General features: G+C 75.1%; 1 pseudogene. It reads left to right on the top strand.

Features of this window, described 5'->3' with window-relative positions:
• Positions 1 to 249 (top strand): annotated as a pseudogene (locus ACZ6JE_RS15410) (hypothetical protein); the annotation flags it as partial.

Genomic DNA, 249 nt, shown 5'->3' with positions numbered 1-249 from the left:
GGCCCCGACAGTCGGCACCGCCGCCCGGAGGGCCTCGACGACGCGACCGGCGATGCCCTCGGCGAGCTCTCGGCGGCCCTCGAGGTCGGCGAGCAGGCCCGTGGGTTCCTCTACGGATTCCACCGGCTGACCGGCAAGGCCGTCCTGGCCCTCGGCGACGCCGTCGAGAAGCTGCGGGCGGCCGGACACGGCGAGATCGCCGACCGGCTCGACCGGGAGCTGATCGGCCGCAACGTGATCGACGGGCGA

The sequence above is a fragment of the Frigoribacterium sp. AC759 genome (genome assembly GCF_979256015.1).
Note: the sequence above shows the minus strand (reverse complement) of the source record. Positions and strands in the feature narration are given on the sequence as shown.